We start from the raw sequence: 2,584 nt of genomic DNA, 5'->3' as shown, positions 1-2,584 counted from the left end.
TAATACCCTCCTACTCGGAGGGTTTTCCACGGGTCTTACTCGAAGCCTTAATGTGCCACAACGAAATACTTATCTTTAAAGAATTAGAGATATTTAAAAGATTTGTAAGCCGTGTATTTTCTGGTGAGAATGAACTCGCTGACTTCATAAGGAGTATGCCTAACGTGACAACATGATGAAGAGTGGGCGCCTGCTAGGTCTTCTAGCTTCCCTTACTCTCGCTATTATTCATTGCCTTCTCAGCTTTGTACGCGGAATGGTACGACATCCTAGACAGATGATTGTTATTGCGACTAACCTGGGCATCTCCTCGAAGCTCTACGAGTACCAGGTGGTCGGGAAGCCCATCGTGTGTTGCGCTAGGGGCTGGTCGGCAATCCACGTGATGAGGATGGGCTCCGGGGTGGCCGTTCGCCCGGGGAACCGAAAAGCGCTAGCCGAGGCTGTGCTCCGCCTCAAGCGGAACCCTGAGCTCGCGGAAAAATATGGGAGCCGCGGGGAGGAGGTGCGCTAAGGCGGAGCTCCCCATCGAGAGGATCGGCAGGGAGAATACAGCCATCGTAGACGCTGACGTCTTTGTGCTGCCGTCGCGGTACGGAACCTTTCCCGTTACCATTTTAGAGGCTTACGCTTGCGCCAAGCCTGTAGTGGCCTCCAACGTGGGTGGCATCCTCGACCTCGTCCTACACGGGAAAACGTGTCTGCTCTTTCAGGCGGAGGACGCAAAGGAACTATCTAGATCAATCATATACGTTCTTACACATCCTAGAGAAGCAGATAAAATGAGAAATGAAGCATTTAAGCTAGTTAAGGAAAAATTTTTCTCTTAAAAATATTGTTGATAAGCTAGAAAAGGAAATTAATTGTTGTACTATAGAACTTTGCCATAAAATTAAAATTAACAAATAATAATGTCACCTTCAGTTAATATTTGTATAGTAACGCCACCTTTGCAAAAAGCAGGTTTAACTCCATTGACGAACTTGCTTCGACTCCTTTTACAGCTTGTCGAAAGCAGGGGCGTGCATATTTCGGTAGTTAGTAACGTAAAGAGTAATGAATTAGCTGAAATAGCATATAAAGTTCAAGTAATAAACGCTTTTCCTGAAAGTACCTCTTCACCGGATGAAGGATCATCTTTGCTCCTAACAGTCAGAAGCGCTGCAGAACTTTTCATTTATCTATTAAAGTTAAGAAATAACTGTAATATTGTTTTGTTAACTTTAGGCGCAGAGCTAGCGTTTCACTGTATCCTTTTGTTTAAACTGTTGAGGAAGAAGATAGTGTTAATGCTCGCTGGCAATGCACGTGTTGTATATAAGCAGAGGAAACATCCGCTTTACCCGGTGGCAGCTTTGTTTCATGTTGGAGCCGCTCTACTGGCAGATCGCATAGTGGTTTACTCCCCTTCACTGGTAGAAAGTTACGGTCTGAGGCATGTAGCATTCAAAGTGAGGGTGGCGCGGGAGCACCACTTGAATTTCAATCTCTTCAAGAGGGTGACGAGGGTTGCGGAAAGGCCCAATATCATAGGATACGTGGGGAGGCTCCACGCAGAGAAGAACCCCCTGAGCCTTGTGAAGGCTATGCGCTACTTAAAGGGGAGGGGGCTAAAGCTGGTGGTTATCGGGGACGGGCCCCTCCGAGGAGCTATAGAGAGGCTAGTGAAAGCGTACGGCTTGGAGGGGGAGGTCGAGCTTCTGGGCTGGGTGCCGCGCGAGGAGCTCGTGCGCCACTACAATCGGATGAAGCTCTTAGTCCTGCCATCGCTCACGGAGGGGCTCCCCAATGTCGTGTTAGAGGCGATGGCGTGCGGGACGCCAGTCCTCGCGACACCCGTCGGGGCGATCCCCGACATCATCAGGGACGGGGTCACCGGCTTCCTCCTCAGGTCGACCGAGCCAAAGCATATAGCAGAGAAGATTTCCGAGCTCCTCGCAAACCCAGAGCTGCTGGAGAGCGTCAGCGAGAGGGCGCTGGCGTTCGTCCGCTCTCATTTCACGTACGAGTACGCTGCGAGATTGTGGCAAAGTGTTCTCGATGAGGTAACTGGTAAGAGTGTTAGGGAATGCTGAGAGAGCTCAGAAATGGCGCAGGATCTGCAGGGTGAGGAAGGGCGGAGGGATGGTAATCCTGGGGCGGGAGGATCCTATTTTCAGCGTCGCGGAGGTTCGGCAGCGCATAAGAGAGCTGGATCTTGAGCGTATCGCCCTGATCTCGAGAAGAAGGGGGTGCTGAACGAGCTGGTGCTGAAATACATGGGACAGGCGAAAGTGTTCGTTTACCCAACCAGGAAGGATCTCTACCCCCTCGTCATCGGGGAGGCCCTGAGTAGGGGCACGCCCGCAGTTACCTACTACCTCCCGGGCATAAGGCTCGCCTATGGGGATTGCGGGGCCGTCATAAGGGTCCGCATCGGCGACGTGGACGCGATGGCTGGGGAAGCCCTGAAGATCCTCGAAGACCCGCAGCCAGCCGAGCGCCTGAGGCGGGCTGCGCTAGAGTGGTGCGCTAGGAAGCGTTGGAGCGATGTCGCGCGGAGGGAGCTGAGAGCCTACTGCTCGCTGCGCTAGCCGTCGCGGGT

At 52.0% G+C, this 2,584-nt stretch carries 4 protein-coding genes; all 4 read left to right on the top strand.

Annotation, left to right across the window (positions count from 1 at the left end; all coding sequences use genetic code 11):
• Positions 1-175: 175 nt before the first annotated feature.
• The gene (locus tag ACP5KC_RS10065) at positions 176-514 is read left to right on the top strand and encodes a glycosyltransferase (RefSeq protein ID WP_428287483.1); all 339 of its coding nucleotides are present in this window, start codon (positions 176-178) and stop codon (positions 512-514) included.
• A complete protein-coding gene (locus ACP5KC_RS10060) occupies positions 486-830 on the top strand; it encodes a glycosyltransferase (RefSeq protein ID WP_428287482.1) in 345 nt (114 codons plus the stop codon). Before ACP5KC_RS10065 ends, ACP5KC_RS10060 begins: the two co-directional genes overlap by 29 nt.
• A gap of 144 nt (positions 831-974) precedes the next feature.
• Positions 975-2,075 (top strand): glycosyltransferase family 4 protein, encoded by a 1,101-nt coding sequence (locus ACP5KC_RS10055; protein ID WP_428287481.1) that lies wholly within the window; start codon positions 975-977, stop codon positions 2,073-2,075.
• A 156-nt stretch (positions 2,076-2,231) separates the two neighbouring features.
• Complete coding sequence (locus tag ACP5KC_RS10050; RefSeq protein ID WP_428287480.1) at positions 2,232-2,573, top strand: glycosyltransferase; 342 nt, start codon at positions 2,232-2,234, stop codon at positions 2,571-2,573.
• The last annotated feature ends 11 nt before the right edge of the window (positions 2,574-2,584 follow it).

It is taken from the genome of Infirmifilum sp., assembly GCF_049970975.1.
GTDB classification, from domain to species: Archaea; Thermoproteota; Thermoprotei; order Thermofilales; family Thermofilaceae; genus Thermofilum; species Thermofilum uzonense.
Note: the sequence above shows the minus strand (reverse complement) of the source record. Positions and strands in the feature narration are given on the sequence as shown.

Bases quoted from the DNA above. Each gene is read 5' to 3' on its own strand.
- ACP5KC_RS10065 (WP_428287483.1), top strand. From the start codon at position 176: ATGAAGAGTGGGCGCCTGCTAGGTCTTCTAGCTTCCCTTACTCTCGCT.
- ACP5KC_RS10060 (WP_428287482.1), top strand. From the start codon at position 486: ATGGGAGCCGCGGGGAGGAGGTGCGCTAAGGCGGAGCTCCCCATCGAG.